Origin of the sequence: Acrocarpospora macrocephala (assembly GCF_009687865.1) — a bacterium.
GTDB classification, from domain to species: domain Bacteria; phylum Actinomycetota; class Actinomycetes; order Streptosporangiales; family Streptosporangiaceae; genus Acrocarpospora; species Acrocarpospora macrocephala.
Genome location: NZ_BLAE01000008.1, coordinates 56,048 through 80,782, shown reverse-complemented (window position 1 = coordinate 80,782; position 24,735 = coordinate 56,048). Strand labels below are relative to the sequence as shown.

Genomic DNA, 24,735 nt, shown 5'->3' with positions numbered 1-24,735 from the left:
GATCAAGATGCCGCGTCGTTGGGGTGACTGCGGTAGATGGCGGGGTCGGGCGGAGCCCGAGGGAGAACGAAGGGTTGGGTGGGTGGGGGATCCCCGGCAGCCAAGGCTCAGGGCTGGTGGCCAGAGGTGGTAGCTGGGGGTGTTCTGCGGGCGTGCATGTTTCACGTGAAACAGTTGCCGGCGATCTGCGTGGGAGCGGCTAGGCGTGTAGTGCTTGGAGGTCGGTGATGAGGGTGTCGACGTCGTCGGGGGTTGTGTCGAATGAGGTGACGAGGCGGATGACGCCGGTTGGGCGGTCCCAGATCGAGAAGAGGTGGCGTTGGGCGAGTTCGACGAGGGCCTTCTCGGTGAGGATGGGGAAGACCGCGTTTGATTCGACTGGGTAGCGGAGGGTGAACTGGCCGGCGATGCCGTCCGCCAGGCGGTGGGCCATTGCGTTGGCGTGAGCTGCGTTTCGTCGCCAGAGGTCGTCTGTCAGTAGGGCGGTCAGCTGGACAGCCACGAAGCGCATCTTGGAGGCGAGTTGCATGCCCTGCTTCCGGAGGAAGAGTGCGCTCGCGTCGAGTTCCGGCCGCAGGATGACCAACGCCTCCGCGCCGAGAGCGCCGTTCTTGGTGCCGCCGAAGCTCAGCACGTCCACCCCGGCATCCGTGGTGAGTGCCCGCAAAGAGCAGCCCGCCTCGGCGGCGGCATTGGCCAGCCGTGCCCCGTCCATGTGCAGATAGAGCCCGTGCGCATGCGCGACCTCCGCCAGCGCGGCCACCTCATCCGCCGTGTAGAGCGTGCCGCATTCGGTCACCTGAGAGATGGACACCACCTTCGGCTGGGTGTGGTGCTCGTTCCCGAGGGCGCCCAGTTGCCCCAGCACATCCTCCGGCCGAAGCTTGCCGTCGTCGGTCTCGACGGCCAGGAGCTTGGTCCCCAAGACGCGCTCCGCCGCCCCCGCCTCGTGACCGTTGATGTGTGCGCTGGCCGGGCAGATCACCCCGTCGAACGACCGCAGCATCAGCCCGAGGCCGACCACATTGGCGCCCGTCCCGTTGAACATCGCATACGAGGAGGCCTGCTCCCCGAAAGCGGCCCGGAAGGCGTCCTCCATCTCCCGGGTCCACCGATCAGCGCCGTACGCCACGGCGTCCCCCACGTTCGCCGCCGCGATGGCGGCCATCACCTCCGGATGCACTCCGGCGTGGTTGTCACTCCCAAAACTCTTCCCATGAATCACCCGGCCAGCCTAGCCAGCCCGGCTTATGGCCGCCCCGCCGCGATCTCCAGCAGCCCCCGGCACAGCGCGCCGAGATCACGCCCGGCCGCCTCGGCCGCCATCGGCAGCAGCGAGGTCTCCGTCATGCCCGGAGCGACGTTCACCTCCAGGAAGTACGGCCGCCCGGAGCCGTCCACGATCAGGTCGGTCCGCGATACGTCCCGCAGGCCGAGGGCCGTATGCGCGGCCACGGCCGTCGCCAGGCACGCCTCGGTGGCCTCGGGGGAGAGCCGGGCCGGTGCGAAGAACTCGGTGTGCCCGGCGGTGTAACGCGCCGCGTAGTCGTACACCCCGGCGTCCGGCACGATTTCCACCGGCGGCAGCGCCACCGGTCCCTCCCCCAGGTCGACGACCGATACGGCGACCTCGACGCCCTCGACGTACTTCTCGATGAGCGCGGTATCGCCGTACGCGAAACAGCCGACCATCGCGGCCGGGAGCTCTTCGGCGGAGCGCACGATCGACGCGCCCAGCGCGGAGCCGCCCCTGGACGGCTTCACGAACAGTGGCAGTCCGAGGGAGGCGACGATCCGGGCCAGCACTGCCGACGCGCCCAGATCGTGGAAGGTCTCCTTGGGCAGCGCCACCGAATCAGGAGTGTTCAACCCCCACGAGCGCACCACAGCTTTCGCGGTCGGCTTGTCGAACGCCACCCGGCACGCGTCCGGCGCGGCCCCCACATACGGCACGTTGAGCAGCTCCAGCACCGAGCGGATCGCGCCGTCCTCCCCCGCGCCGCCGTGCAACGTCACGAACACCGCGTCCGGGGGATCGGCGAGCACGGAAGGAACCAGCGAAGAATCGGTGTCGCGGGTCTCCACGTCCACCCCCGCCGCGCGCAACACCTCGGCGACCCGGCGTCCGGAACGGATGGAGACCTCCCGCTCGTACGACAGTCCGCCCGCCAACACCAGGACGTGTCCGAGATCGCTCATCTCCAGGCCTTTCCAGGATCCCTGTACGGCTAGCCCGAACAGGCTAGCCGTACCCGATCTCAGGCGAGGTCCGGACCCGGCGTGTCGACCCCGGCATGGCCGGGTGCCCGGCCGGTGCCGAACATCTCGCGGGTGCGCAGTTCTTCCTCGATGACTCCGGCCAGCCGGCGCACGCCCTCGCGGATGCGGTCCGGCTTCGGATAGCAGTACGACAGGCGCATCTGGCGCTCGCCGCCGCCGTCGGAGAAGAAGCCGGTGCCGGGCACGAACGCGACCCGCTTGTCCACCGCCTGCGGCAGCATCGCCTTGGAGTCGAGGCCTTCCGGCAGGGTCATCCATACGAAGAACCCGCCTGCGGGGCGGGTCCACGTGCAGCCCGGTGGCATGAGCACATCCAGCGAGCTGAGCAAGGCGTCGCGTCGCTCACGGTAGAGCTCGCGGAAGGTCTTGATCTGCTCGCGCCACGGCTGGGTGGCCAGGAACTGCCCGACCGCCAGCTGGGTGAAGGTGGAATGCGAGAGCACGGCCGACTCCATGGCCAGCACGAGCTTGTCCCGGACCGCGTGCGGGGCGAGCGCCCAGCCGACGCGGAATCCGGGGGCGAGGGTTTTGGAGAACGAGCCCAGGTAGACGACCCCGTCGGGATCGTCCGCTCGGAGGGCTCGTAGTGGTTCTCCGTCGAACCCGAGCAGCCCGTATGGGTTGTCTTCGACGATCAGGATCCCGGCTCGCTGGCAGATCTCCAGCACCTGCCGCCGGCGCACCTCGTTGAGGGTCACGCCCGCGGGGTTCTGGAAGGTGGGGATCGTGTAGAGGAACTTGATCCGGTTGCCTGCGGACTTGAGCGCGTAGATCGTCTGGGCGAGTGATTCCGGAATGAGGCCCTGGTCGTCCATCGCGATGTGCACGACCTTGGCCTGGTAGGCCGAGAACGTTCCCAGGGCGCCCACATACGAAGGCCCTTCGGCCAGCACGATGTCGCCTGGGTCCACGAAGATCCGGGTGATGAGATCCAGTGCTTGCTGTGACCCCACGGTCACCACGACATCGTTGGCGCCTGCGTCGATGCCCTCTTCCCGCATCACTTCGCAGATCTGCTCCCGCAGTGCGGGGTCTCCCTGTCCTGAGCCGTACTGCAGGGCCTCCGGCCCCCGCTTGGCGATCAGGTCCGCGACCAGCTCTCCCACGACGTCCAGGGGCAGCGCGGTGACGTACGGCATGCCGCCGGCGAGCGAGACCACCTCGGGCCTCGACGCGACGGCGAACAGAGCTCGGATCTCGGAGGCGACCATCCCGGTAGCTCGTGCGGCATACCGATCGACATAAGCGTCAATGCGCGACCCATGCGCCGCGGGCGTCCGACCGTGATCCGTCTCGTACGTCACGGTCCACCTCCATTTCGTAGCCGGAAATCCAGACTAAGGCAGCCGGACGAACCGCACACACCCGGTCTCATCCCTTGAGTTCTTGCTTGCCGGGGATCTCCCCCCACCCTCCCTCAACCTCACCCCAAGACTCCGCCCCACCCCCTCACCCAAAACCCCACATCAGAGCTCCCCCGCCAACCCATGCCCGATCTCCGCTCTCCGGCGGATGCCCTGCCTGAGGGCTCCCCTGAGTCCTCGCTGCCGTGGCTCTGGCCCTGATTGCCGTGAATGTTCCCACCCGCCCAGCCCTTTGTTTTCCCTCGGGCTCCGCCCGCCCCCGTCATCTCCGTGGTTCCCGTAAGTCATATGTCGCGGCTGAGCCTGCCGTGCCGGAGGTGTGGCCGTAAGCGCAGTACTATGCCAGCTTGGGGCCGCGCGGGTTTCGCGGGCTTCCGGGTCACGACTCCTGGGTGGGGAATAGGGGTTTCACGTGTCGCGTCGGCTGGCCAGTATCACCTTGGACAACCTTGACGATCTGCCGCGGCGGTGTCGGCGTTGTGTGTTCTGGGAGCTTGATCCGGTCAGTGGGGAGCGGGCCGTGCAGGCGGGGGATCCGGGGCTGGAGAAGGAGGCGTGGATTTCGGCCACGCTGCTGGAGTGGGGGAGTTGCGGGAAGGTCGCGTACGTGGACGGGGTGGCGGCGGGGTTCGTGCTCTACGCGCCGCCGTTGTACGTGCCGCGGTCGGTGGCGTTTCCGACGTCGCCGGTGAGTTCGGATGCGGTGTTGCTGATGACCGCGCACATCATTCCGGAGTTCTCGGGTGGTGGCCTGGGCCGCATGCTGGTGCAGGGAGTGGCGAAGGATCTCACTCGCAGGGGCGTACGGGCGATTGAGGCGTTTGGGGATTTGAAGTGGGAGCAACCGGGGTGTATGGCCCCGGCCGACTACCTACTTTCGGTGGGATTTAAGACGGTTCGTCCGCATTTGCGGTTTCCGCGGTTGAGGCTCGAACTCAAGACGGCCGTGTCGTGGCGTGAGGACGTCGAGGTGGCACTGGAAAGGCTGCTGGGGTCCATGAGTCCGGAGCGAGCCTTGCGCCCTGTCTGAGCCGTCTCAGGCGCTTCCAGGGGCATTGGGCGGCTAATCCCGTACAAACGGAAAGCCTCCTCAGAGGTGAGGAGGCTTTCGGTTGGCGGGGTTTAGATGATTCCGTCGAGTTCGCGGAGCAGCATCGCCTTCGGCTTGGCGCCGATGATCTGCTTGACGACCTCGCCGCCCTTGTAGACGTTGAGGGTCGGGATCTGGAGCACGCCGTAGTCGCGCGGGGTGGCCGGGTTCTCGTCGATGTTGAGCTTGACCACGGTCAGCTTGTCGGCGTGTTCGGCGGCGATCTCTTCCAGGATGGGGGCGACCTGGCGGCACGGCCCGCACCATTCGGCCCAGAAGTCCACGATGACGGGCTTGTCGCTCTTGAGGACCTCGGTGCCGAAGTCCGCGTCGGTCACGCTCTTGATGGCGCCCACTGTTGTCTCCCCTTCGTGATGGATCGGTGAATCAGTCGTCGAGTTCGGTCAGCCAGCGCTCGGCGTCCAGCGAGGCCGCGCAGCCCGTGCCGGCGGCGGTGATGGCCTGGCGGTAGCTGTGGTCGACCACGTCGCCGCAGGCGAACACGCCGTCCAGGTTGGTCCTGGTGGACGGCGAGGCGACCTGGATGTAGCCCTCCCCGTCCAGGTCGACCTGGCCCTTGACCAGCTCGACCCGGGGGTCGTGGCCGATCGCGATGAACAGGCCGGTGGCCTCCAGCTCGCTCTCCTGGCCGGTCTTGAGGTTGCGCAGGCGGACACCGCTGACCTTCTTGTCCCCCAGCACGTCCACCACCTCGCTGTCCCAGACGAAACGGATCTTCTCGTTCGCGAACGCCCGATCCTGCATGATCTTGCTGGCGCGCAGCTCGTCACGGCGGTGCACCACGGTGACCGAACGGGCGAACCGGGTCAGGAAGGTGGCCTCCTCCATCGCGGTGTCCCCACCGCCCACCACCACGATGTCCTGGTCACGGAAGAAGAACCCGTCACAGGTGGCACACCAGGACACCCCATGCCCGGACAGCCGCTTCTCGTTGGACAGGCCCAGCTCGCGGTAGCCGGAGCCGGTGGCCAGGATGACGGCCTTGGCGTAGAAGGTGTCGGTGTGGGTCTTGACCACCTTGGGAGTGGCGGCCAGGTCCACCTCGACCACGTCGTCGGCGACCAGCTCGGCGCCGAAGCGTTCGGCCTGCTTGCGCAGGTTGTCCATGAGGTCGGGCCCCATGATCCCGTCGGGGAAGCCGGGGAAGTTCTCCACATCGGTGGTGTTCATCAGCGCGCCCCCGGCCGTGACCGAGCCCTCGAACACGAGCGGCCGGAGATCGGCGCGGGCGGAGTAGACGGCCGCCGTATAACCGGCGGGCCCCGACCCGATGATGATCACGTTACGGACGTCGCTCAACGCTTCTCGCCTCTCTCTGATGTAGCCACCGGCGTCAACAGATCCTAGGCGTCCACGATTCCCGGTCCCGCAGGAACGTCCCGCTGAAGGACGCCCGTGCCGCCTCGGACGGTGCACAGATCGTGCACATTCAAACGAATGGTCGTTTCTAACACGACCATCGTCGGGCTCGGCGACACCCCGCGCATGACAAAGCCCCCGCCGTGGAGCGGGGGCTTCGAGTGGAACATCAGTTCCAGGTGGCTAGGCCGTCTTGGCGGAGTTCGTGGCAGTTGTCGTCGACGACGACGACGCGGACCTTGTCGAGGCTCTGGTCTTCCCAGAACGCCATCACGGTGGCCTCGTTGCCGTTGTACAGGGCGCGGTCCACGGCGATCGGCGCGCGGTCCAGCTCGTTGGACTTGGCCTGGACGCAGGCGTCCAGCTGCTCGTCGTTGTTGGTTCCCGTGCCGGGTTCGGGGCCGAAGTAGCCCACCAGCGGGCCGGACAGCTCCCGGGACGTGTAGTTGTGGCCGCTTGCCCGAACCGTGTACGCCAGCGCCCGTTGCGGGCTCCGGTCGGGGGTGGACACGCTCGTGGTCGGCTCGGCCACGGTCCCGCTGGGGGATGAGAACAAGCTGGTGGCCAGGGTGGTCACACCGAAGACTCCGGCAGCGGCGGCGACCGCTCCCAGCGAGGTCAGCCAGGCGCGACGGCCGCGGGACGGCTTCCGCAACGGCGTGACGGTCGCCAGCACAGGCTCATCCGCCGGCACAGACACACTCGTTAGCGTCGGCCTAACCGGAATATCCGAAATGGTGGGAGCCGAGTGGGCGGGGATTGCGAACGGGTTGGGCTCGGCGGCCAGGGCGCGGTCGATGCGCATCGCGACCCCCAGCGGCATCGCCGGAACCGGGACCGTCGCGAGCATCTCCCGCACGGTGGCCAGGTCGGCGAGGCTCTCCCCGCAAGGGTCGCAGACAGCCAGATGCTGCCGCACCCGATGGGCGGTGGCGTCGTCGAGCAGTCCCTCCGCCAGCTCTGCGAGGATTTCCAGGTCGTAGTGCGTGTCACCCGTCACGAAGTTCTGCTCCCTTCGCGGATGAGACGCGACTCAGGTCGGTTCGGTTCCGTAGATGCGAAAGAATCGGGGCGAGTTTCGCACGACCTCGCGCACATCGGCTCTTCACGGTTCCCGCGGGCACCCCTAGGACGGATGCCGCGTCCTCTACTGAATATCCCATCATGTCCACCAGCACCAGGGCTGCTCGCTGGTCGGCGGGCAGCAGCTTGAGCGCGGCGGTGACTTCCATGGACACCTCGCGCTCGGCGGTCTGGTCGGGGCCGGGCGTGTCCCGCTCGGCGGCCTCGATCAGCTCGTCGTCGGCGACCGGGCGGACCGACTTCCGCCGCATCCGGTCCAGACAGGCATTGACCACGATCCGATGCAACCAGGTGGTGACCGCCGCGTCACCCCGGAAACTATCCGCTTTCCGATAAGCGGACATGAACGCATCCTGTACGGCATCCGCCGCCTCATCCGGATCGCCTAACGTACGCAACGCGACCGCCCACATACGATCCCGATGCCGTTTCACGATCTCGCCGAACGCGTGCGGGTCGCCACCGATATGGCGGGTGAGCAGGTCGGCATCCGTCACCGCCGGTCGAGCGCCCACGGCGGTAGGCTGCTCGGCCGGCGCCGGCTGTTCTGGTTGAGGGGTCACGTCGCCGATCCCAGGGTGTTCAGGTCCAAGATGCTGCCACAATACTTCGCTCCAGCGGCAACAAGGCGCGTAAACCAGATCAAATGGCTAGGTCGCGCCGTGTTTGGACCGGCGTACGTTGGTCGCACAGGCACTTGGTTGCCGAGGGATCTCCCACTAACCCAGCCCATTGATCTACCTCGGGGCTCCGCTCTGCCCCCGCTGTCACCGTGGTTTTCCCACCCACCCAGCCCATTGTTTTCCCTCGGGCTCCGCCCGACCCCGTCGTCGCCCTTCCTCGGGCTCCGCCCGAGCCCCGCCAGATCCGAAGGATCCGGCCATGTCACAACTAAGGGCCCACTTGCGTGCTCACCAAGGGCTCGCCGAGGTCAGTGGCTCAAGGATCTATGAGCTATCGCTCTGCGGCCCTAATCCTCAGTTGCCGTGATCTCCAGATCCAGGATCATCCCGCGGAACCTGTTCTGATACGGCGGAAGTTCGGTGAACCACACCATCAGGTACCGGCTCGGCTCGCTCCCCGCGAGATCGAACGTCACCTTCCCCATCGCCTCCTTGGTGGACGCCGCCACCGTGAGCGCCTCAGGCGTGGGTTCGCCCCCCAGCTTGAGCTCGGCGGACCCTCCAGGCACATCCCCGAAGTCCACCATCACCTTGGTCAGCTTCGCGTCGCGCCCGAGGTCGATGAGCAGCCCGACGCCCTTCTTCAAACCGCCGAACTTGGCGTCGTTGTAACTCTCGGTGTGCCAGTCCGTCCCGTACGACCCATCAATCGCCCGGGGGGCCAGCTCGTTGCGCTCCTCGCCGTCGCCGAGCGGGTCGAATCCGATGGCGCCAGCGGGGGTGAGGGCGACGGTCTTGGCCGGTTCCGCGCCGGGTGTCGTGGGGGCATCGCTGGCGGGGGTTTCGGATTCGGTGCCGAGGCTCTTGCCCAGGCTCCAGGCGCCGACGCCGACCACGGCCATCACCAGCAGGGCCACGAGCGTGACCAGGAACCGGCTGAACATGCCGGGCGGGCGGCGCGGCGGCGCGGGGGGCGGGGGTACGGGGCGGGCGTGGAGCGTGTCCACCGCTTCGGCGCGCAGTTCCACCGACGGCGGCACGGTCGAGGCGGGCGCGGGCACGGGGCGGGGGACCTGCGACAGCGCTTCGGCCACCTCGGCGGGGGGGGCCAGCGGGGTGGGGCCGCGCTTGACCCCCAGGATGCGCGCGGCGATCGTGTCCAGATATCCGGGGACCCCGGCGGTCACCTGGCGGGGTGTGCAGATCTTCCCGTCGTCGAGCGGCGCGGGCGGCAGGCCGCAATCGTCCTCGCCGGGCCAGTGGCCGGTGAGCGCCGCATACAACAGACGGCCGAGCCCTTCGGCGTCGGCGTGTTCGGCTTCCTCGGGGGAGTCGGCCTCCCGGCCCAGGATGGCCGCGTCCACACCCACCCCGAGCAGTTTGACCGTGCCGCCCTCGGTCCACATCAGCCGCCCGGGCGTCAGGTTGAGGTGGCACATGCCCGCTTCGTGCGCGTGGGCGAGAGCTTCGGCGGCTTCGGCGACCAGGACCGCGCCGCGCTCGGGCTCCATCGGCCCGGCGGCGAGCAGGTCGAGCAGGGACTCGCCGTGCACCCACTCGCTCACCACATACGCGGTGCCGTCCTCGTCGGCGGCGTCGAACACCTGGGTGAGCCGGGGGTCGGTCAACCGGCTCGCGGCGCGCGCGGCCAGGACCACCTCGGACTCGCGCGGAAACTCGGGGCTGAAGGTGTGCACCGCGACCGGCCGGGCCAGGATCTCGTCGATGGCCTTCCACAGGGTGGCCCCGCCGGATTCGCTCACCCGGTCTTCGAGCCGGAATCGATCGGCGAGACGGGTGCCGGGTTCTACGGCGGACATGCTCACCGGGCCGCCCCCGCACCAGGCCAGCGACGCGACGTGCATCCGCCCACGCTTTTGCCTCCGCTCACCGGTTTTACCTCTACCAGACCATGCTAGTGCCGCGCCGGGGCCACGCCACGCCCGCTGGGAACGCGCGAAAAACCGTTTAGCGTCCTACCCGTCTCGTGACCATTCCAATGATGGAACTCACCTCGGTGATCCGGAGCCGGTGCGCCACCAGCAGGTAGACCAGGATGCCGAGCCCGCCGCCGACCGCCAGCACGGCGGCCGAGCTGAGCGCGGTGATGTCGGCCACCCGCACGCTCCCCCACAGCACGAGCAGCGCGACCAGCGCCGCCGGGATGGCCGCCAGATACATCCGCAACAGCCCGCCCGCCACGATCCGCCCGCTGAGCCCGCCGATCCGGCGGCTGGCCAGCAGCCAGGCCAGCGCGGCGCCCAGCACATAGGTCACGGTGAACGCCCCGGCCAGGCCCATCACCACCAGTTCCGGCGGCAGCGTGACATACAGCGTGATCCCGATCGCCGCGTTGATCAGCATGTTCACCCCGGCGACCAGCGCGGGGGTCCGGGTGTCGCCGAAGCTGTAGAACACCCGCAGCAGCAGCTGGAAGATCGAGAACGGCACCAGCGCGAGCCCGAACACCTGCAGCACGTGCCCGATGTAGATCGCCTGCTCGGTGGTGACCGCCCCTCGTCCGAGGATCAGCACGGTCACGGAGGGGCCGAGCACCATCAGCAGCAGCCCCGCCGGCACGATAACCGAGGAGACCATCCGCACCGCCGACGCGAACTCGCCCCGGGCCGAGTCGAACTCCCCGTCCCGGACGAACACGCTCAACCGCGGCAACATCGCCGTGATCACCGAAACCGCGATGATCCCGTACGGCAACTGGAACAGCTGGAACGCATACGAGTACGGCGTGAGCCCCCGCCCCGCGATCCCGTCCGCCACGGCCGCGCTGCCCGCCCCGGTGGCCAGCCGCGTGGTCACCACGAAGCCGATCTGGTTGATCGCCACGAAGGTCAGCGTCCAGACCGCGAGCCGGCTCAGCTCCCCGAGCCCGGCCCGCCAGATGTCGAACCGCGGCCGGAACCGGAACCCGGCCCGCCCCAGCGCGATGACCAGCACGATCGCCTGCGCCACGATGCCCGCCGTGGTGCCCAGGCCGAGCAGCAGCAGCTCGCCGTCGGTCACTTTGGCCACGTCGTGCGTGCCGTGCCGCAGCAGGTACGCCACGCCGACGCCGATCACCACGACGTTGTTGAGCACCGGCGCCCACATCGGCGCGCCGAACCGGTCCCGGGTGTTCAGGATGGCCCCGGCCACCGCGCCCACGCCGAAGAAGGCGATCTGCGGCAGGATCAGCCGGGCCAGCGTGACCGCCGCTTCGATCCCCTTCGGCGCCAGGTCGTCGGCGTAGAGCAGCACCAGCGGCCGGGCCAGCAGCACGCCCGCGACGGCGATCAGGGTGAGCGCGAGGGTGGCGGCCGTCAGCAGCCGCTGCTCGTAGGCCCGCCCGCCGTCCGCGTCCTGCTTGTGGTGGCGCAAGATGGCGGGCACGATGACGCTGCTCAGCACGCCGCCGATGAGCAGGTCGAACAGCACGAACGGGATCGTGTAGGCCACGTTGTACGCGTCGCCGAGGATGGCCACGCCGATGGCCGAGGCCAGAATGGCGGTCCGCAGGAAGCCGGTCAGGCGCGAGACCAGCGTCCCGGCCGCCATGATCGCGCTAGCGCGCAACAACCGGCTCATGTCACTCCTTGGTACGGCGGAACCACGAGGCTACTGGGGATCGCCCGCTAATGCTCGCCTGCCTCCGCCATCCCTTTGGTCGCCCGAAGGAAGCGGGAGCTTGACCCGGGTGGGAGAACCACGGCGCCCCCAGGGCCGGGCGGAGCCAGGACAGGCACGAGGGTGGGAGTTCCACCGCAACCAATCGAGCGTGAGGTGGTCGAGTTCCGTAGCGGATGGGTGGCGAAAGCCACGGCGCCCCCGGGGCCGGGCGGGAGCCCGGACAGGCATAAAAGGGGTGGGAGTTCCACCGTAACCAATCGACACCAGTCCGAAGGGTTGAGGTCCGTAGCGGGTGGGCAGGGCGGACACTCCGGCCGACCGTGATAGCTAGCCTCTCGTTAGCCGCTGGTCAGCGGCCATCGCGGGCGCGGTGGTCTCTGGCACGGTCTTACGTCGGCCTACGTGTCCGCCCTGCCCACCCGCGAAGTGACCCGCCGTACTTCGCATCGGTTCTAACCCGCCGATTTGGGGGCGTGGTCATGTTTACGCCTCCTGGGGTTCGCTGTGTTCGCGGACTGGGGTGGGTAACAGGGGTCGCTTTTTTGAGCGGCGGCGGAGGATGCGCATCACCACGGCTGCCAGCATGATCGCGACAGCTGCGCCGACGATTACTAAAGCGATCCCGCCGTATCCGGTTGCCGACACGGTGAGTTTGGCGGCTTTGCCGTACACGCGGTCGTCGGGGGTGAGGAGTTGGACGTTGAGGGTTGCCTGGCCGCCGTCGCCGCGTACGGTGACGGGCACGTCGAAGGACTGGGTCTTGCCCTGGGGGATGGTCACGGCTTCGGTCTCGTAGACGCCACCGGGGCGCTCTACGGCGAGTAGGGCGGGCTGGGCGGATTTCACTCGGATGGCGATTTTGACGTCCTCGCGCATCCCGTTGGTGACGGTGACCGGGATACGCCCGTTTTCTCCCGCGATCGAGCGGGGGTCATCCGGCCGGGCTACCGACACCAGGGCGATCCGTGCGTCCACCGCCTGTTCGACTTTGGTGATGAATGCCGCCGCGTCCTTCTCGCCGCGCTGGCCGCGCCAGGAGGCCGAGGCCAGCCGTAGCACCGCAGTCTCGAAGATCCGTGCCCCGCTGGTGGGCACCTTGGTGGCGGTCTCTACCTTTTTGGCCAGCTTGCGGACGGTCGTCATGTACGCCTTGGACAGCTCGGCCTGGCGCGCCTGCGGCGGATAGACCAGATCGCCGCGTGGGGTCCTGCCTGGCTTCACCGAGTCGAGTGTGATCGGCCGGGTCCACGGCAGGGGCTTGAGCAGGTCGGCGACGAAGGCCGGGTCGGGGTTCCACATCCGGGCGGTGGGCGCGACGATCACGCTGGCCACTCGGTTCGTTGGCGCGGAGAGGCTGAGCATGGCGGTCTCGGCCAGGAACCGTTGCCGTGCGGCCAGTGCCGCCCCGGGCGCTTTGGTGTCGGTGCTCAGCAGTTGGCCCAGGACCGGATCGGCCAGTTGGGCGGTGACCTGGCCTTTGACCGTGTCCAGCGCTGCCGCGGGGACGGCGGTGGCGGCGTCGAGCGGGTTGACGGGCGGCAGCGCGGACCCGGTCAGCAGCACGGAACGGGTTCCGTTGACGGCGAGTTCGTCGAGGCCGTCCCGGTCGATCAGGCCGCCCGCCGGCCACACGGTGGTGGCCGGGATCTGCCGTTTGAGCAGCTGGCTGGCGACCGCGGAGCCCTGTGCCACGGCCTGCCCGGTCGCGTTGTCCAGCCCGTTGTGCACCAGGGCGGCCACATCCGGATCCCCGTACGGCGTGGCGATCACCGGGTTGTCGGCCAGGGCGGTGCGGACCCCGTTCAGCCAGGTGCCCGTATTGGGGTCGGCCGTCCGGTTCGCCCTGTCGCGGTCCTTGTGCGCCTGAGACAGTCGCTGGGCGTCGTCCAGCAGGGCCGGGTCGACGAACCAGGTGACGTTGCTGTCCACGGTCTCGGCGAGTTTGAGCACGTTGGCCAGGCGGCCGTCGCCGAGCAGGTCCTCGTCCATGAAGACGCCGTCGTCGGCCTGGTGCTGGCGGCCGATCAAGGGCAGCGCGACGGCGACCCTGGTCTTGCTGAGCTGGGTGCCCGCCGGGATGTAGGTCAGGAAGGTGCGCACGGCGGCCACCGGGGGCTCGTTCAGCCCGTGCGCGACCTCGATCGTCAGCGCGTACACGCCCGGCTGGGTCAGCCTCAGCTGGCCGGGGGCGAGGTCGAGGGTGAACGGGAGCTTGCCGGTGCCATCGAGGACGGCGCCCTGAATGCTGGTCTTGTAGCTGTTGGTGAAGTCGGCCTGGCCGGTGGCGTGGGCGTCCATGTCGGCCCGGGACCGGAGGGGGGTGCCCGAGCCGTAGCGGATTCGGACGAAGACGGCGGCTTGCGGCGTGCCGCTGACCACGCCGGAGATCGTGATCGGGGCGCGGGGGTCCGGTGACTCCGGGGTGATCTCCGTGAGCACCACCCCGTCCGCGGCCGCGGCGGAGGCGCGCGCGCTCGCCGGGTGTGCCAGACCTGGCGCGACGAGCCAGGCGGCGGTCAGAAGGGAAACCAGGCGACGCACGCCCTGAATGCTATAGGCCTGGGATATGTGGCCGTTGTTAACCGATGCGACCGTGACCGGTGAGATCCACGGGCTTGGCGTCCACAAGGGCGAACAGATGGATTGCGCGTAATCGCAATACCGTGCTGCGTTCTCCGGTCGCGGTGTAGACGAACTCGTCGGGGTCGGTGCCGTCGATCAGCCGCTGGTCGATGAGCACGGTCAGCCGTTCCGGCAGCAGCAGCGGGCCGACCAGACCGGCGGCGTAGTCGGTGGCCGCGTTGACCAGGAAAGCCGAGGCGAGCTTGACCCGCTGCGCGCCCAGCAGCGCGCTCACCCCCGCGGGTTTGGGCGGCGTGGCGACGGACCCGATCACGGCCACCGGCTCCCGCACCCCGCGGACGGTGGTCTCGAAGACGCTGACCCCGACACAGGTACGCGCGGGGACTCCCAATACCTTGGGCAGGTCGTCGAAGCAAGTCAGCACACGCGGAAGCCGTACGATCTCATGGTGGATCTGATGGGCGAGGAGGCGGCGGTGGATCGCGAGGGCGTCCTGCATTGTCTGCGCTCCTTCATCGTGCCCCCGACAGATCTGCGACTGACCGTAACCTGGTGATCGCCATAGGTGTACTAGCCCAGAAGCACCTGTTCCGTAATCGAAGGACTACCCAGCTTGTCCCCTTCAAATCGTGTAGAGAGCGCTGTGAGCGACTTGTTCCGCCGGGTCGAGCCCGTCGCCGACGACCTCGGCGAGGTGTTCGCCAAGCGCGGCCACGAGCTTGCCCTGGTCGGCGGTCCGGTCCGTGACGTGCTGCTCGGCCGCGCAGGGCACGACCTCGACCTGACCACCGACGCCCGCCCCGAGCAGGTGCTGGAGATCGTCAGGGGCTGGGCCGACGCGTTCTGGACGATCGGCATCGAGTTCGGCACCGTGGGCGCGCGCAAGGGCGACTGGCAGCTGGAGATCACCACCTATCGCAGCGAGGCGTACGACCCGAAATCCCGCAAACCCGAGGTGCGGTACGGCGACACGCTCGAAGCCGACCTGGCCCGCCGGGATTTCGCGGTGAACGCGATGGCGGTCCGGCTGCCGAGCCACGAGTTCGTCGACCCCCACGGCGGCCTGCGCGACCTGGCCGGCCGCGTGCTGCGCACCCCGGGGACGCCCGAGCAGTCCTTCGGCGACGACCCGCTGCGGATGTTGCGCGCGGCGCGGTTCGCCTCGCAGCTGGGTTTCACGGTCGACGAGGCCGCGATCGACGCGATGCGCGACATGGCGGAGCGCATCGAGATCGTCTCGGCCGAGCGCATCCAGACCGAGCTGGACAAGCTGATCTGCGGCCCGAACCCGCGCGCCGGGCTCACCCTGCTGGTGGAGACCGGTTTGGCGGCACATGTCCTGCCGGAGTTGCCGAAACTCCGTCTGGAGATCGACGAGCATCACCGGCACAAGGACGTTTACGAGCACACCCTGATCGTGCTGGAGCAGGCGATCGCCCAGGAGGCGGCGGGTCCCGACCGGGTGCTGCGCTGGGCGGCGCTCCTGCACGACGTCGGCAAGCCCAAGACCCGCAAGAACGAACCGGGCGGCCGAGTCTCCTTCCACCACCATGAGGTGGTCGGCGCGCAGATGGCCAAACGACGCCTGAGCGAGCTGAAGTTCCCCAAGGAGGTCACCAACGACGTGGCCCGCCTGGTCGAACTGCACCTGCGTTTCCACGGCTACGGCGAGGGCGAGTGGACCGACAGTGCGGTCCGGCGGTATGTGCGCGACGCCGATCATCTGCTCGACCGGCTGCACAAGCTGACCCGGGCCGACTGCACGACCCGCAACAAGCGCAAGGCGGCGGCGCTGTCGCGCACCTACGACGAGCTGGAGGAGCGGATCGCCCGGCTGGCCGAGGAGGAGGAGATCGCCAAGATCCGCCCGGAGCTGGACGGGAACGAGATCCAGGAGATCCTCGGCATCCCGCCGGGGCCGCTGGTTGGGCGGGCGTACAAGTTCATGATGGACATCCGCATGGACGAGGGCATGATCGGCAAGGAGGCCGCCAAGGAGCGGCTCCTGGCTTGGGCGGCCGCCAATGGATGATCTCCTGAAGCTGGATCGGGAGCACGTCTGGCACCCCTACACCGCGTTCCCGCCCGCCGTTCCCGTGCACGCCGTCGCCCGGGCGAACGGGGTACGGCTGACGCTCGCCGACGGCCGCGAACTCGTGGACGGCATGTCGTCCTGGTGGGCGGCGATTCATGGTTATCGTCACCCTCGGCTGGATCAGGCGATCAGGACCCAGCTGGACGACATGGCGCACGTCATGTTCGGCGGGTTGACTCACGAGCCCGCGGTACGGCTGGCGGTCAGGCTCACCGAGATGACCGGGCTGGATCGGGTGTTCCTGGCCGACTCCGGTTCGGTGGCGGTCGAGGTCGCGATCAAGATGGCGATCCAGGCGACTGGGCGGACCCGGCTGTTCACGGTCCGGGGCGGCTATCACGGGGACACCTTCGAGTGCATGTCGGTGTGCGATCCGGTGAACGGCATGCATCACCTGTTCACCGGGGCGCTGGCGCAGCACGTGTTCGCGCCGCCGCCCCCGCTGGGTTACGAGGCGGCTCCGGACGAGGGTTACCTCACCGAGGTGGCCGATCTCCTGGCCCGGCACGCACACGAGCTGGCCGCGATCATCCTGGAGCCCGTGGTCCAGGGCGCCGGGGGCATGCGCTTCTACCACCCCACCTATCTCCGGAAATTTCGGGAAATGGCCGATGCGCATGGGCTGTTGCTGATCGCCGATGAGATCGCGACCGGGTTCGGGCGGACCGGCGAGCTGTTCGGCTGCGACCACGCCGGGATCCGGCCGGACATCATGTGCGTGGGCAAGGCGCTGACCGGCGGATATCTCTCCCTGGCGGCGACCCTGTGCACCGCCGAGGTGGCCGACCGCATCGGACTGCTCATGCACGGCCCGACCTACATGGGCAACCCGCTGGCCACCGCCGTGGCGGGCGCGTCCCTGGACCTGCTGGCCGAACGTCCCTGGCGGGCGGAGGTGAAGGGCATCGAGGCCGCCCTGATCGAGGGTCTCGCGCCGGCGGTGCCGTACGCGAAAGACGTGCGGGTGCTCGGCGCGATCGGCGTGATCGAAGCCCACGAACCCGTGGACATCCAGAAAATTCAGGACATCGTCATGGAGCACGGGGTCTGGTTGCGGCCGTTCGGTCGGCTGATCTACACGATGCCGCCCTACGCCTGCGAGCCCGGCGACCTCACCATGATCACGGACGCCATGGTGGCCGCCGCCCGCACGGTCACGTCGCCGTGACCGGCTGGCGCGCGACGGCGCGGTAGGTGAGCGCGGACACGCCGTACAGCACGCAGATCAGGGCGAGCACCCCGACCGAGCGCCCGTTCGGCGGCAGCAGCAGCGCGGCGATCGAGACCCCGACCACGAACATGCCGTTGAACAGGAAGTCGTAGATCGAGAAGATCCGGCCCAGGTAGGCGTCCTCGATGTCGCGCTGCACCACGGTGTCAGTGCAGATCTTGATGCTCTGCCCGGTGATCCCCAGCACGAACCCGGCCACCAGGAAGCCCGGCTCCCAGAACGGCACGCACAGCACGAACTCCAGCGCGCCCGCGGCCACCAGCATCATCGGGATCCACGTCTCGATCCGGAACCGCTGGGTGGCCCACGGCGTGATCAGCGCCGCCGCGAAATATCCCACCCCAGAGGTGGCCACCACGCCGCTGATCTGCTCGAGCCCGGCCACCGGGTTGTCGGAGAAGTAGTACCGGTAGAGCAGCAGCACCAAGCCCATGGACATGCCGTAGAGCAGCCGGTGCGCCGCCATGCTGCCGAGCGCAGAGGAGGGCCCGCGCCGGTGCAGGACGTGCCTGGCGCCGTCGCGCAGTCCAGTGACCACGTTCCGCAGCGCTTCCTTGGTCTGCGGCCGATCCGGGTCGTACGCCGGGCCGAGCAGATCCCGTTTCATGGTGGCGGCGATTAACGAGCTGGACCCGAAGATCACCCCGGAGATCACCAGGATGCCCGCGGTGCCGCCGTGCCCCGTGCCGAACGCGCGCTGCAGCAGGAATCCCACGCCCGCGCCGATGAACGTGACCACTGTGCCTGACGTCGGGGTGACCGCGTTGGCCATCATCAGCCGATCGGCCGGGACCACGTGCGGCAGCGAGGCTCCCAGCGCGGCCAGGAAGAACCGGTTGACCCCGAGCACCCCGAAGGCCGCCGCGTAGAACACCCAGTCGGGCGCGTGCGCGGCCACAGCCGCTGCGGCCCCGAACAGGAACACCCCGCGCACCAGCGGCCCGATGACCAGAATCTGCCGCCGCGACCAGCGATCGATGAACACGCCCGCGAACGGCCCGACGATCGAGTACGGCAGCAGCAACACGGCGAACGCCGCCGCCACGTCGGCCACCGAGGTCTGCTTCTCCGGGCTGAAGAACGCGTACCCCGCCACGGCGACCTGGAAGATCCCGTCGGAGGACTGCGAGACGAGGCGGGTGCCGAACAACCGCCGGAAGTCCCGGCCTTGGAGCACGACGCGCAGATCCGAGAGATAGGACACCCGGATAGCCTAGTGCCGCCAGCAGAACAGGACATCAGGGTCATCCCGGATACAGGCCCGCCCACCTGTCATGATCTCGTACGCTCGATCGCGTGACCCCAGACGAACATGTCGTGCTGGTCGACGGCGAGGGAAACCCGATCGGCACCGCCCCCAAGTCCACGGTTCACGGCGCTCACACCCCGCTCCACCTGGCGTTCTCCAGCTACGTCTTCGATGGTGAGGGCAACGTGCTGCTCACCAGGAGGGCCGCGCACAAGATCACCTGGCCTGGGGTGCTGACCAACTCCTGCTGCGGCCATCCCCTGCCCGGGGAACCGCTGCCGGCCGCCGTCATCCGCCGCCTCTCCTTCGAGCTGGGGATCACCGTGGAATCGGTGGACCTGCTGCTCCCGACCTTCTCCTACCGGGCGATCATGGACAACGGCACGGTCGAACACGAGCTCTGCCCGGTCTACCGGGCGCTCGCGGCCGGACGCGCCGAGCCGAACCCGGAGGAGGTGGGTTCGGTGGAGTGGGCGCCCTGGAAGGAGTTCGCCGATCGGGTCCTCAGCGGCGAGCTGCAGATCTCCCCGTGGGCGACCGAGCAGGTGCCCCTGCTGGCCGCGCTCGGCCCCGACCCCCTCCGCTGGCCCATCGCCGATTCCGCCCGGCTGCCTCGAGCGGCCCAACTATGAGGAACGCCCCGGGCATCGCGCCCGGGGCGTTCCATATATCTCACGCGACTTCGAGAGCCGCGCTGAGGGGGAGAGGCGCTTAGCGTTCGACCTCGCCGCGGATGAACTTCTCCACGTAGTCCCTGGCCTCGTCGTCGGAGTACTGCTCCGGCGGCGACTTCATGAAGTACGAGGACGCGGAGAGGATCGGCCCGCCGACGCCCCGGTCGAGGGCGATCTTGGCGGCCCGGAGCGCGTCGATGATCACGCCCGCCGAGTTGGGCGAGTCCCACACCTCCAGCTTGTACTCCAGGTTCAGCGGAGTGTCGCCGAAGGAACGGCCTTCCAGTCGCACGTACGCCCACTTGCGGTCGTCCAGCCACGGCACGTGGTCGGACGGGCCGATGTGCACGTCGGCGCGGCGCATCTCGTGCGGGATCTGCGAGGTCACCGACTGGGTCTTGGAGATCTTCTTGGACTGGAGGCGCTTGCGCTCCAGCATGTTCATGAAGTCCATGTTGCCGCCGAAGTTGAGCTGGTACGTGCGCAGCAGCTCCACCCCGCGGTCCTCGAACAGCTTGGCCATCACCCGGTGCGTGATCGTCGCGCCCACCTGGGACTTGATGTCGTCGCCGACGATCGGCACGCCCGCGTCGGTGAACTTCTGCGCCCAGACCGGGTCGGAGGCGATGAACACCGGCAGCGCGTTGACGAACGCCACCTTCGCGTCGATCGCGCACTGCGCGTAGAACCGGTCGGCCTCCTCGGACCCCACCGGCAGGTAGGACACCAGCACGTCCACCCGGGCGTCCTTGAGCACCTGGACCACGTCCACCGGGCGCTCGTCGGACTCCTCGATGATCTCGCGGTAGTACTCGCCGAGCCCGTCGAAGGTGTGACCGCGCTGCACGGTCACCCCCACCGGCGGCACGTCACAGATCTTGATGGTGTTGTTCTCCGAAGCCACGATGGCCTCGGACAGGTCCCGCCCGACCTTCTTGGCGTCCACGTCGAAGGCCGCCACGAACTCCACGTCGCCGACGTGGTAGTCGCCGAACCGCACGTGCATCAGGCCCGGCACCCGGATCGCCGGATCGGCGTCCCGGTAGTAGTGAACTCCCTGCACCAGCGACGCGGCACAGTTCCCCACACCAACGATGGCCACACGCACCGAACCCATCGCTCTCGCTCCTTCGCTACTGAGAATCGGGATCTTCATCCCGATCTGCTTGGTTTTGTACGGCTTGCGCCCGTTCTGTGTTGATCAGCTCGTTCAACCAGCGGACCTCGCGCTCGACCGATTCCAAGCCGTGCTTCTGCAGCTCCAGCGTGTAACTGTCGAGACGTTCCCGGGTCCGGGCGAGGGCGGTGCGAACCACGTCCAAGCGCTCTTCCAGGCGGCTTCGACGGCCTTCGAGAATGCGCAGCCGCACTTCTGCCTCCGTGTGACGGAAGAAGGCGAAGTGGATGCCGAAGCTCTCGTCCTCCCATGCGGAGGGGCCGGCCTGGGTCAGCAGTTCCTGGAGGCGTTCCTTGCCCTCGGCGGTGAGCTTGTAAACGATCTTGGATCGGCGGCCGAGCACCACGTCTTCCGGCGGCTCCTCCTCAACGATCAGACCCTCGGTGAGCAGGCCTTTCAGACAGGGGTAAAGCGAGCCGTACGAGAATGCGCGGAACATGCCGAGCAGCGTGTTGAGCCTCTTGCGGAGCTCGTAGCCGTGCAGGGGAGTCTCGTGGAGCGAGCCCAGGACGGCGAGTTCCAGCACGTTGCCACGGGGCCCGGTCACGGAAACCACCTCCCTGTGTGTCTGACCGATGTATCGAACTGATACATCACGAGGATACGTCGGCCCGTCATATCGTGCAACAAGGTGTCCCTGGCAAGGCCGACTCGGTCATAGGTTCGGCATGGATTGGTAAAGGGTCGTAATCTGGGGCATGTGTGGTCACAGCGGGCGGTCGTGGATTACGGCCTCGCGAAGCGGGCGGCGATTCAGTCGATCCGCTCTGGCCACATGGAGTCACGGGACGTCTGCGACGCTCACCCCTATCTGCTTCGGGCCGCTCGGACGCTGGGGGAACCCACCGACTTCAGCTGCCCGATATGCGAGCGTCAGAACGTCACGCACGTCACTTATGTGTATGGGGACGAACTAGGGCGTTCCGCAGGCCGCGTAAAGGCTTCGTCAGACCTTGTTGAGATGGCCCGTGAATACGAGGAATTCAGGGTCTACGTCGTCGAGGTCTGTCAAGGTTGTGGCTGGAACCACCTGGCGGTCTCGTTCCTTCTCGGAACAGGTGACCCCCCTGCGCGGGGCGGGCTTCCAGGTTGAGTACGCACGTGAGCACGCCGCCAAGGAAGCCGCCGAACCCCCGCCCGCCTGCCGAGTAGACGTTGACGAGCAACCCCAACGACCGATCGAGGACGCGTGAGTAACAGCAGCAGCTATGGCCCGGAGTCGGCCGACAGCCCCCGTGAGGGCGTCGGCGGGGCCCCTCGCCCTGGGCGGCGCCGTCGTTCTCCCGGCGAACCCCCCGCCGCCTCATGGGGCGAGCCTCCCGCACCCACTGGGATCCCCCAGACGGGCGCGCACCTGAGCGGTACGCCACGGCGTGGCGAGGCCGCCTTCGAAGACACCGCCGCCATGGGGGCCGTCCCTCCCGGTAGGCATCTCTCGGCCGTACCGCCCCCCGAGCAGCGTCCCCCGGCGTCCCCCGGGCAGCGGCCCGCGCCTCCGGCTGGGCGGGGATATGAGCGGGAGCGGGGGGGCAATGTGCCGTACCCGACGGGACCGGCCGATCGCACCCAGGCCCTGCGCCCACCGGGCGCCCCGACCGGCTATCCCGGTTCGGCTGGTCCTGGGGGTCGCGGGGCTACTGGTAGTTATCCCGCCCCCGGCGGTCAGCCTGGTCGCCCAGGTGGTCAGCCCGGTGACCGTACTCAGGCGATTGGCGCGCCCCCCGGCCTGCGCGCGGACGCGGCCGAGACCCAGGCGCTGCCGCCCGGGCGCCGCCGTCGCGCGTCCGGCCCTCGGCCCGGTGGCCCGGGCGGTCCAGGGGGTCCCGGCGGCCCGGGTGGTCCGGGGGATTTCGATGATCACAAGAAGCCGCGTCGTAGGGGCTGGAAGCGTTTCCTGCCCAACTGGAAGATCGTGGTCATCGGGGTCACGGTGCTCACCGCGGGTCTGTTCGGGATGATCGCCGTCGCGTACGCCAACACCCCCGTGCCCACGGTCGAGCAGGCCGAGGCGCTCGCGCAAGGCAGCGTGCTCTACTACAACGACGGCAAGACGAAGATCGCCCACCTCGGCACCAAGCGCACGATCGTCAGCATCGACAAGGTCCCCGAGCACGTCCAGGACGCGGTCATCGCGATCGAGAACAGGAGCTTCCGCGAGGACTCCGGCATCTCCATCTCGGCCATGGCGCGTTCGGTCTGGATGACCGCGACCGGCCAGCAGCTCCAGGGCGCCTCCACCATCACCCAGCAGATGGCCCGTAACTACTACGACGGCCTGAGCCAGGAGGTCTCGCTCAAGCGCAAGGTCAAGGAGATCTTCGTCGCGGTCAAGATCAACAAGGAGATGGACAAGAACGAGATCCTCATCAACTACCTGAACACCATCAACTTCGGTCGCGCGTACGGAATCGAGGCGGCCGCCCAGGCGTACTTCGGCAAGTCCGCCGCGAAGCTCACCGAGGTCGAAGGCGCCTACCTGGCCGCGCGCATCCAGACGCCGAGCTGGGAGGCCACCGCGCCGGAGCTGAAGGCCCGCTTCACCGACGTCATCAACGCGATGGCGTCCTACAACCCCGAGAAGTACGGCAAGCTGCCCGCCACCGCCAAGTTCCCGAAGACCAAGCCGGACAAGGACGTCGACGAGCTGGGCGGCCTCAAGGGCTACATGGTCATTCAGGTCCTGGAGGAGCTCAAGACCCGCGGCATGACGCCCGACATGGTGCGCAGCGGCGGCTACAAGATCGTGACCACCTTCGACCGGCGGCTCATGCTGGCCGCCAAGAAGGCCGTGACCAACGTCACCTCCGGCATGTCGAAGGAGTTCCACACCGGTCTGGCCGCGGTCAACCCCAAGAACGGGCGGGTGGTCGCCTTCTACGGCGGCAACGACTACGTGACCGACCCGTGGAACGAGCCCTGGGACTCCAAGAAGCAGGCGGCGTCCGCCTTCAAGCCGTACGTGCTGGCCGCCTGGCTGGAATCCGGGTTCAGCCTCAACAGCTTCGTCCCCGGCAACAAGACCTTCCCGACCGATCCGCTGGACGGCACCACGCCGATCAAGAACAGCCACCCGGAGAAGGACGCGATCGACGTGGTCCGGGCCACCTCGGCCTCGATCAACACGGCGTACGCGTCGATGGCCTACGCGGTTCCCGGCCAGCTGGACACGGTCAAGGCGATCGCCGTCGACGCCGGTCTGGACGAGAAGCGCATGACCGACGACGTCGCGGAGCACAAGTACCTGTTCTCCATCGGCACGGCCCCGGTCACCGCCGTCGAACAGGCCGCCGGCTACTCGATCTTCGCCAATGCCGGCAAACACGTCGACGCGCACACCGTCATCGAGGTCTCCGTGCTCAAGGATGGCAAGCGCAGCGTCGTCCTCGGCGAGAAGAAGCCGGTCAAGCAGGTCATCTCCCCCGAAGCCGCCGCCGACTCGATCGTCGCCCTCAAAGCTGTGATCACCGGGGGCACCGCCTCAGGCAACGGCAACATCGGCCGCCCCGCCGGCGGCAAGACCGGCACCAACACCGGCGAGGAAGACGCCTGGTTCGTCGGCTTCACCCCGCAACTGTCCACGGCCGTCGGCATGTACCGCGAACAGTGCAAGACCAAGAGCGGCAAAATCGTCCAGCCCCGGCACTCCAACTGCCCCAAGAAGACCGTCTCCGTCGAAGTCGGCCTAGGCTTCCAGGGCGCCGACGCCCCCACCCGAATCTGGCGCGACTTCATGATCGAGGCCCACCGCAACTGGGAAGTCCAGGACTTCCCCCCCAAGGCCGGCACCGGCGCCCCCGAGAACATCGTCCCGAGCCCGTCTCCCACTCCCACGCCGGAGGTGGAGGGCGACTTCCCGCAGGACTTCCCGGACGACGGCGTCGAGTGTTTCCCCGGCGGGGACGGGTGTGACGTCGACATTCCCGCGGACGACGGCAGCGTCGACCCGTTCACGGCTCCCGCGGCTCCAGCTACGGCTCCGCTGCCTGTGCCTACAGCGGCGAATCGCCGGGAGTAGGTGACGGAGTAGTGACATCCTCGCCCGGCGCGTCCTTGGGGACCGCCGGGCGTTGGTGTTCGGGGGCGGTGGTGGAGCGGAGCCCGGCGACCTGTGAGTTGTGGCGGTCGGACGGAGAGTGGGCGCTCAGTACCGGTAAGAAGGGTGAGCCACTGGACTCGGGTTGGTCGTATGGCCAGGCTGCGGCTCCAGGTAGTCCCGCCACTCCAGGTAGCCGAGCACGCCAGGTCCTCGTCCGGCAGGTGGGCGGTCCGCTCGTCCACCAGC

The 24,735-nt window shown here is 68.3% G+C and carries 22 protein-coding genes; 7 read left to right on the top strand and 15 right to left on the bottom strand.

Annotated elements, in window-relative coordinates; genetic code table 11:
- Positions 1-199: 199 nt before the first annotated feature.
- Genes Amac_RS07335 through Amac_RS07325 form a run of 3 tightly spaced genes read right to left on the bottom strand, consistent with a single transcriptional unit; the run spans position 200 to position 3,491 of the window.
- Entirely contained in the window at positions 200-1,225 is a 1,026-nt protein-coding gene (locus Amac_RS07335; RefSeq protein WP_246268133.1) for a threonine aldolase family protein, read from the bottom strand.
- Positions 1,226-1,248: 23 nt separating this feature from the next.
- The gene (locus Amac_RS07330) at positions 1,249-2,199 is read right to left on the bottom strand and encodes a D-alanine--D-alanine ligase family protein (RefSeq protein ID WP_155349634.1); all 951 of its coding nucleotides are present in this window, start codon (positions 2,197-2,199) and stop codon (positions 1,249-1,251) included.
- 59 nt (positions 2,200-2,258) lie between these two features.
- Positions 2,259-3,491, bottom strand: coding sequence for an aminotransferase-like domain-containing protein (locus Amac_RS07325; protein WP_155353702.1), 1,233 nt, complete (start codon positions 3,489-3,491; stop codon positions 2,259-2,261).
- Between the two features lie 634 nt (positions 3,492-4,125).
- Here Amac_RS07325 and Amac_RS07320 point away from each other — a divergent pair.
- A complete protein-coding gene (locus Amac_RS07320) occupies positions 4,126-4,674 on the top strand; it encodes a GNAT family N-acetyltransferase (protein WP_246239229.1) in 549 nt (182 codons plus the stop codon).
- Positions 4,675-4,766: 92 nt separating this feature from the next.
- On the opposite strand, the gene trxA is transcribed toward Amac_RS07320, so the two are convergent.
- The 8 genes from trxA to Amac_RS07280 form a co-directional block, all read right to left on the bottom strand.
- Entirely contained in the window at positions 4,767-5,090 is a 324-nt protein-coding gene (gene trxA, locus Amac_RS07315) for a thioredoxin (protein ID WP_155349636.1), read from the bottom strand.
- A 31-nt stretch (positions 5,091-5,121) separates the two neighbouring features.
- The gene (gene trxB / locus Amac_RS07310; protein ID WP_155353553.1) at positions 5,122-6,054 is read right to left on the bottom strand and encodes a thioredoxin-disulfide reductase; all 933 of its coding nucleotides are present in this window, start codon (positions 6,052-6,054) and stop codon (positions 5,122-5,124) included.
- A 229-nt stretch (positions 6,055-6,283) separates the two neighbouring features.
- Entirely contained in the window at positions 6,284-7,114 is an 831-nt protein-coding gene (locus Amac_RS07305) for an anti-sigma factor family protein (protein WP_155353552.1), read from the bottom strand.
- On the bottom strand, positions 7,104-7,712 hold the full coding sequence (sigM, locus tag Amac_RS07300; protein WP_155353551.1) for an RNA polymerase sigma factor SigM: 609 nt from the start codon (positions 7,710-7,712) through the stop codon (positions 7,104-7,106). Before sigM ends, Amac_RS07305 begins: the two co-directional genes overlap by 11 nt.
- Positions 7,713-8,167: 455 nt before the next feature.
- On the bottom strand, positions 8,168-9,685 hold the full coding sequence (locus Amac_RS07295; RefSeq protein WP_246268132.1) for a protein kinase family protein: 1,518 nt from the start codon (positions 9,683-9,685) through the stop codon (positions 8,168-8,170).
- Positions 9,686-9,788: 103 nt separating this feature from the next.
- Complete coding sequence (gene murJ, locus Amac_RS07290) at positions 9,789-11,402, bottom strand: murein biosynthesis integral membrane protein MurJ (protein WP_155353550.1); 1,614 nt, start codon at positions 11,400-11,402, stop codon at positions 9,789-9,791.
- Between the two features lie 525 nt (positions 11,403-11,927).
- On the bottom strand, positions 11,928-13,985 hold the full coding sequence (locus Amac_RS07285; RefSeq protein WP_155353549.1) for a hypothetical protein: 2,058 nt from the start codon (positions 13,983-13,985) through the stop codon (positions 11,928-11,930).
- 37 nt (positions 13,986-14,022) lie between these two features.
- Positions 14,023-14,526, bottom strand: a complete 504-nt coding sequence (locus Amac_RS07280; protein ID WP_155353548.1) for an aminoacyl-tRNA deacylase — start codon at positions 14,524-14,526, stop codon at positions 14,023-14,025.
- Between the two features lie 114 nt (positions 14,527-14,640).
- Here Amac_RS07280 and Amac_RS07275 point away from each other — a divergent pair, with 114 nt between their 5' ends.
- Both Amac_RS07275 and Amac_RS07270 read left to right on the top strand, forming a co-directional pair.
- On the top strand, positions 14,641-16,059 hold the full coding sequence (locus Amac_RS07275; protein ID WP_155353547.1) for a CCA tRNA nucleotidyltransferase: 1,419 nt from the start codon (positions 14,641-14,643) through the stop codon (positions 16,057-16,059).
- The gene (locus Amac_RS07270; protein WP_155353546.1) at positions 16,052-17,290 is read left to right on the top strand and encodes an adenosylmethionine--8-amino-7-oxononanoate transaminase; all 1,239 of its coding nucleotides are present in this window, start codon (positions 16,052-16,054) and stop codon (positions 17,288-17,290) included. The genes Amac_RS07275 and Amac_RS07270 overlap by 8 nt, the downstream gene beginning before the upstream one ends.
- On the opposite strand, the gene Amac_RS07265 is transcribed toward Amac_RS07270, so the two are convergent.
- Positions 17,277-18,557, bottom strand: coding sequence for an MFS transporter (locus tag Amac_RS07265; RefSeq protein ID WP_155353545.1), 1,281 nt, complete (start codon positions 18,555-18,557; stop codon positions 17,277-17,279). The two genes, Amac_RS07270 and Amac_RS07265, sit on opposite strands and share 14 nt — an antisense overlap.
- Positions 18,558-18,649: 92 nt before the next feature.
- Here Amac_RS07265 and idi point away from each other — a divergent pair, with 92 nt between their 5' ends.
- A complete protein-coding gene (gene idi, locus Amac_RS07260; RefSeq protein WP_155353544.1) occupies positions 18,650-19,234 on the top strand; it encodes an isopentenyl-diphosphate Delta-isomerase in 585 nt (194 codons plus the stop codon).
- 79 nt (positions 19,235-19,313) lie between these two features.
- Here the strand turns inward: idi and Amac_RS07255 are convergent, their stop codons facing one another.
- Together Amac_RS07255 and Amac_RS07250 are read right to left on the bottom strand one after the other, a co-directional pair.
- A complete protein-coding gene (locus tag Amac_RS07255) occupies positions 19,314-20,393 on the bottom strand; it encodes an inositol-3-phosphate synthase (protein WP_155353543.1) in 1,080 nt (359 codons plus the stop codon).
- Between the two features lie 16 nt (positions 20,394-20,409).
- Entirely contained in the window at positions 20,410-21,000 is a 591-nt protein-coding gene (locus Amac_RS07250; protein ID WP_155353542.1) for a PadR family transcriptional regulator, read from the bottom strand.
- Between the two features lie 153 nt (positions 21,001-21,153).
- On the opposite strand from Amac_RS07250, the gene Amac_RS53540 reads away from it, so the two are divergent.
- Positions 21,154-21,546: a DUF5318 family protein gene (locus tag Amac_RS53540; protein ID WP_170322367.1), complete on the top strand. Its 393-nt coding sequence runs from the start codon at positions 21,154-21,156 to the stop codon at positions 21,544-21,546.
- Complete coding sequence (locus Amac_RS57190) at positions 21,512-21,646, top strand: hypothetical protein (protein ID WP_281356255.1); 135 nt, start codon at positions 21,512-21,514, stop codon at positions 21,644-21,646. The genes Amac_RS53540 and Amac_RS57190 overlap by 35 nt, the downstream gene beginning before the upstream one ends.
- A 110-nt stretch (positions 21,647-21,756) precedes the next feature.
- Here the strand turns inward: Amac_RS57190 and Amac_RS53535 are convergent, their stop codons facing one another.
- On the bottom strand, positions 21,757-22,314 hold the full coding sequence (locus Amac_RS53535) for a hypothetical protein (protein WP_170322366.1): 558 nt from the start codon (positions 22,312-22,314) through the stop codon (positions 21,757-21,759).
- Between the two features lie 51 nt (positions 22,315-22,365).
- Here Amac_RS53535 and Amac_RS07245 point away from each other — a divergent pair, with 51 nt between their 5' ends.
- Positions 22,366-24,468 (top strand): transglycosylase domain-containing protein, encoded by a 2,103-nt coding sequence (locus Amac_RS07245; RefSeq protein WP_170322365.1) that lies wholly within the window; start codon positions 22,366-22,368, stop codon positions 24,466-24,468.
- Positions 24,469-24,735: the final 267 nt, after the last annotated feature.

Coding starts and splice junctions, on each gene's coding strand:
- Amac_RS07270 (WP_155353546.1), top strand. CDS start 16,052: ATGGATGATCTCCTGAAGCTGGATCGGGAGCACGTCTGGCACCCCTAC.
- Amac_RS07280 (WP_155353548.1), bottom strand. CDS start 14,526: ATGCAGGACGCCCTCGCGATCCACCGCCGCCTCCTCGCCCATCAGATC.
- Amac_RS07295 (WP_246268132.1), bottom strand. CDS start 9,685: ATGCACGTCGCGTCGCTGGCCTGGTGCGGGGGCGGCCCGGTGAGCATG.
- Amac_RS07325 (WP_155353702.1), bottom strand. CDS start 3,491: ATGGTCGCCTCCGAGATCCGAGCTCTGTTCGCCGTCGCGTCGAGGCCC.
- murJ (WP_155353550.1), bottom strand. CDS start 11,402: ATGAGCCGGTTGTTGCGCGCTAGCGCGATCATGGCGGCCGGGACGCTG.
- Amac_RS07330 (WP_155349634.1), bottom strand. CDS start 2,199: ATGAGCGATCTCGGACACGTCCTGGTGTTGGCGGGCGGACTGTCGTAC.
- Amac_RS07255 (WP_155353543.1), bottom strand. CDS start 20,393: ATGGGTTCGGTGCGTGTGGCCATCGTTGGTGTGGGGAACTGTGCCGCG.